Source organism: Asticcacaulis sp. (genome assembly GCF_027484505.1).
GTDB lineage: Bacteria > Pseudomonadota > Alphaproteobacteria > Caulobacterales > Caulobacteraceae > Asticcacaulis.
Map to the genome: position 1 here is coordinate 1 of NZ_JAIXSV010000100.1, position 4,264 is coordinate 4,264.

4 protein-coding genes are annotated in these 4,264 nt (G+C 53.4%); 3 read left to right on the forward strand and 1 reads right to left on the reverse strand.

The window, feature by feature from the left end:
• The first annotated feature begins 422 nt into the window (after window positions 1-422).
• Both Q0072_RS06115 and Q0072_RS06120 read left to right on the forward strand, forming a co-directional pair.
• The gene (locus tag Q0072_RS06115) at window positions 423-1,397 is read left to right on the forward strand and encodes a hypothetical protein (protein WP_298327222.1); all 975 of its coding nucleotides are present in this window, start codon (window positions 423-425) and stop codon (window positions 1,395-1,397) included.
• A 12-nt stretch (window positions 1,398-1,409) separates the two neighbouring features.
• Window positions 1,410-3,011 carry a 3'-5' exonuclease gene (locus Q0072_RS06120; RefSeq protein WP_298327225.1) on the forward strand — a complete coding sequence of 534 codons (1,602 nt, stop codon included), beginning with the start codon at window positions 1,410-1,412 and terminating at the stop codon, window positions 3,009-3,011.
• Window positions 3,012-3,255: 244 nt separating this feature from the next.
• Here the strand turns inward: Q0072_RS06120 and Q0072_RS06125 are convergent, their stop codons facing one another.
• Window positions 3,256-3,723 (reverse strand): hypothetical protein, encoded by a 468-nt coding sequence (locus Q0072_RS06125; RefSeq protein WP_298327228.1) that lies wholly within the window; start codon window positions 3,721-3,723, stop codon window positions 3,256-3,258.
• 78 nt (window positions 3,724-3,801) lie between these two features.
• Between Q0072_RS06125 and Q0072_RS06130 the strand changes: the two genes are divergently transcribed.
• Window positions 3,802-4,230, forward strand: a complete 429-nt coding sequence (locus Q0072_RS06130; protein WP_298327229.1) for a hypothetical protein — start codon at window positions 3,802-3,804, stop codon at window positions 4,228-4,230.
• Window positions 4,231-4,264: the final 34 nt, after the last annotated feature.

Consider the following 4,264-nt stretch of genomic DNA (forward strand, 5'->3'; position numbering starts at 1 on the left):
ATGAGTCCGGAATACGAAGACTTGATGGAGCAGGAGCGTGGGGGAATAACAGCGTTTTGCGATATCCGGCAAAGATTGCATTCACAGACCGCCATGGAGATTGGGTTGCTCCTCGAAACATGGGTACATAGCGTTCGTCAGGGGGGTAAAATTGTGGAATCGTGAAATCACGTTATTGACAACAGGTGATTCTGCCTGCAATCGTGATTTAACAAATATGTTTTCACAAAAATAACCTTGTGCGCGACATCGGTGAAAAGAACCGGCTGCCGTCCTTTGCTGAACGAGTGCTCTGCCCGGTATTGAACTGTGCGGTCGTTGCTACGCTCACGAATGGCCCACAGTGACCTTTTGGGCTGCAATCACCGTGCACCATAACTCAGCGCTGGAATCCAGCGCATGCAGGCTTGAAGGACAAGACCATGTACGCGCCCGTCCTTAACCCCGAAGCGATGACGGCCAAGGATCGCCGCGAAGCTTGGTTCCAGCGTGAGCTTATAGGCTATGCGCAGGCTGCCAACGGCGACCACGCCGCAACCGGGGACTACGGGCAGGAGCTTCTCGGCCTTCTTGCCTCCCGTTTCCAAATGGTTGAGATGGTCCTTGGAGTAGAGAAGGCTGCACCACATCTGTTTGCGATGCTGAACGGCACCAATGTCGAAGGTGAGACTTGGCGTGAGGTGTTCGAGACATATGATCCTGCTCTGACGCCAAATTGGACCGGCACTAAGTTAATTGATGACGCAGGCCTCTACGGCCTCTACGGCGTCACCCCAGCCAGCGTTTCCTTCGATTTGCGCAAAACCTGGATTGATACACTTGCGCAGGAACTGGATCGGTTCCGGCTTGTGGTGCAGCCTGAACCGCAGGGTGCAATTGCAGGCATTATCAATCTTGCACTGTCACGTCACGCGATTGACTTCGGCGAAGGCGAGGTGGATCTGCAATCGCTGGCCCTGTTCGGCGGGCTTACGGAAGGTCGGATTCGGAACATCCTGTCGAAAGGTGACAGTGGTCTCGCAAAGGTCGGCCAGCGTGTCACGGCTGTCAGTGCAGCAATGTGGCTTAAAGGGCGTAAGGAGTTCGTCACCTCAATCTGGCAGCAGCCCGATGAAACGGCACCCGAGACACAAACCCAGGACTTCGCGGACGAAGTGATATTTGTCCCTGTCGCCGCAGACGGCAGCTTCTTTCATCCCGGCCTTGCACGCAGCGGAAAGTTCATGGTCGGGGCCAAAGGCGACGAGGTTCCGTATCCCTCATTCGATGATGCCTTATCCGCCTTGCATAAGATGGCCACCCCACGCTGGCGACGCCCGAACGAGGTGGGCAACTGGGGTATTGTCTCTGGGCGTGACTGGAGGCGCATCGAACGCCGCCAACTGATGTCGATTTAATTCAGGAATTCCATGATGCAGTTCACAGCCGAAAACCTGATTTCCGCCCTTCTCGAAGCAGCACCCCGCCCAACCATTCAGGCCCCACGCGATGCGCGCGGCCTTTATGGCCTCGTCGATCACCATGGCGATCTTCGATACATCGGATTGACCAAGTCGACCGATCAGTCATTTTTTAAGCGCATCCACCACCGCCACCGTACCGGTTCAGAAGGCATGAGCCACTATTTCTCCCAGATGTACAACACTGGCCGCATGTGGCGTGACCGCAATGACCCCGTGACTAAGGCCGATGGCGACCTCGCCAAAGCGTTGCGCAACGACTTCATTGCCGATCATTGCCGGGCTGTTTGGCTTCCCCTTCCGGAAACTGTGGATATCGCCCAACTAGAGGCTGAGGTGCTTTCCCTGGCGCCCGAACATGCAATCGCCTGGAATCGGCGCCGGATGCCGACCTATGACGAACCGGTCGATCTGGTCGATGCTACGCTCCGTCGACTTGGATGGGGTGCGCGGGAAATAGCGGCGGTTGACCGGCAGCGCTTGCGCTTCCTTGCTGCGATGTCTCCCAGCGTCACGGGGCCAACGCCAAAACCCATGTCCAACCGCCAGTCGCCTGTGCCCTCCTTTCCGAAGGGCTCGTTTCGCTTCTTTGCGCTGGATGTTGAGACCGCCAATAACGACCGTGGCAGCATCTGTCAAATCGGCGTTGCCTGTGTTCGCACCGACAATTCCATCGAGACCTGGGTAACCTATGTTGACCCCGAGGTTGATCAGTGGGTGTTTACTCCATTGCATGGGATCAGCGCTCGCACCGTCCAGGGGGCTCCAACCTTTGCCGATGTGCTGCCGACTCTCCGGGACGCCCTTGATGGTGCAATAGTCTACCAGCATTCGGGCTTTGACCGCAGTTCGATCAAAGCTTCTTGTGGAAATAACGGTCTGCCGATCCCGCAGTGGGACTGGCGTGACAGCGTGCACGTCGCCCGTGCCGCATGGCCCGAGTTAAACGGGAATGGCGGTCATGGCCTTGCAAGTCTCAAGAAGCACCTTGGCCTAACGTTTGAGCATCATGATGCAGGTGAAGATGCACGTGCCGCAGCAGAGGTGGTACTGCGGGCCCAGGGTATTCAACCAGTCTGTGCACAAGGACCTGTTCAGGAAGCCCGAAACCCAAGGACGGACAATAAAAATTACGATCCTATTCGGATTGGCGAAGGAAACGTGATCAGGGTACAGGAGCTTACAGGGACGCCAATGTCGTCAAGCGCAGCGCGGCGGTCCGCTGTTGGGTACCACATCGGTACAACGGCGATCACACAGGGCAACATTGACAACAACTATCTTAACCTGCGTCCGTTCATCGAGAAATTCCCCGCCGACGCTGTAGGGGGATCGAACCGGTCCGCTGCTGCCCAGCGCGAAGTTACCGTGGATTGGGGTGGCAAAGCAGTCATCACGACTGACATCGATGGAACCAAGGGGATATTTCGTAAGCGCGACTGGATTCGGGAGTTCTTCGATCTGAACGGGGCGAAGGCGGGTGACATGGTTATGGTCGAGATGATTGCCCCCTACAGTTATTGTGTGAGACTCCAGCGGCGCCAACCTTAAGGATTTTCACAATAAAACTGGAATATCAGGAAAAACAATTAAAATATAATCACATACTCACAAATAAATGACTAATTTTAGCTTTTCTTTATTTGCAATTATCTATTGCAATTCATTGTTCTCTTCCGGCTTTACTGTAATATTTACTCATTGATATCTGGTTATCGCCGACAAACAACTTCGTTCTACTGTCGAATTTTGACCCCATGGCATAGACAGGTCCATTGAATCCGTAACCGGCAGTTTACTTAAGTGCAAACCGTCGCTCAAATTCATCCATCTGAGTCTCAGTGAAGGTCCGGGCCTCCATTCGCACGACATGTTGAACCTCGACCTCTCCCGTCAATCCGATTTGGTCGATGGCTTCTTGGAATGATTGCCTCACCTGTCGAAAATTCAGGATGTGAACTTGCTTCTCAATGATTCCAGGCCCACCGGACAGTCTGTCGCACTCACATGCCAGCATAAAAAGAATCTGTTCGTCATGGTTTTCAAAAACCGCCTGAATGACCTGCGGGGTCATCGAGTTAATATCGATAGGATCAATGCCACACTCATCTCGCAGATACTTGCATGCAGCCACATGATCAGATTGACGAATTACGATGATCTTTGAAATAATCTCCTTGGAATGAGCTCCCCCTTCATGCTGCTCACTTCTGTCCGACAAATTTGACCCAGCCACTTGGGAAGTAATTTCACCGTATCGCATGATATTGTACGTCTCGTAATGATTATGGATGTATTTATCAGATCTCCAGGCAGAAGCTCAGCATCAAGGAATGACATAATGAGAATAGATTATTGCTCCGACCTTCACCTGGACAATGCGATGTCCGGAGGCCCGCACGGATGGTTAGGAAGTATTGACATATCTGAATGGAAATCTGACGGTGAGGTGTTGGTTGTCGCCGGGGAAACAGCCGAGCATATCGACGACACCATAGATTTCTTGAATTCAGCGCGAAAACATTACGGAGCTGTGATCGCGACCCTCGGGAATCATGAGGTGGGCACTCCAAGCCGAAACCTTCGGGATGGTGTGCACCTGCTGGACTGGCATGATTCCAACCAGTTTGTCATCGGCAATGTCGCGTTTGTTGGGGGGTGCTTGCCGCCGGGACATATGTCGACCTCGAAAGATAGTGTACGCAGTCTTCTCAGCAGCGCCATCAACTCGGTCGGGGTAGAAACGGTCGTTGGAGTAAGCCATTATTGACTTGCCTGGGAAAAGTGGAGAGCGATGTCCTTAA

What these genes read in the sequence shown, in the direction of transcription:
- Q0072_RS06120 (WP_298327225.1), top strand. Translation starts at nt 1,410, where the DNA reads ATGATGCAGTTCACAGCCGAAAACCTGATTTCCGCCCTTCTCGAAGCA.
- Q0072_RS06130 (WP_298327229.1), top strand. Translation starts at nt 3,802, where the DNA reads ATGAGAATAGATTATTGCTCCGACCTTCACCTGGACAATGCGATGTCC.
- Q0072_RS06125 (WP_298327228.1), bottom strand. Translation starts at nt 3,723, where the DNA reads ATGCGATACGGTGAAATTACTTCCCAAGTGGCTGGGTCAAATTTGTCG.
- Q0072_RS06115 (WP_298327222.1), top strand. Translation starts at nt 423, where the DNA reads ATGTACGCGCCCGTCCTTAACCCCGAAGCGATGACGGCCAAGGATCGC.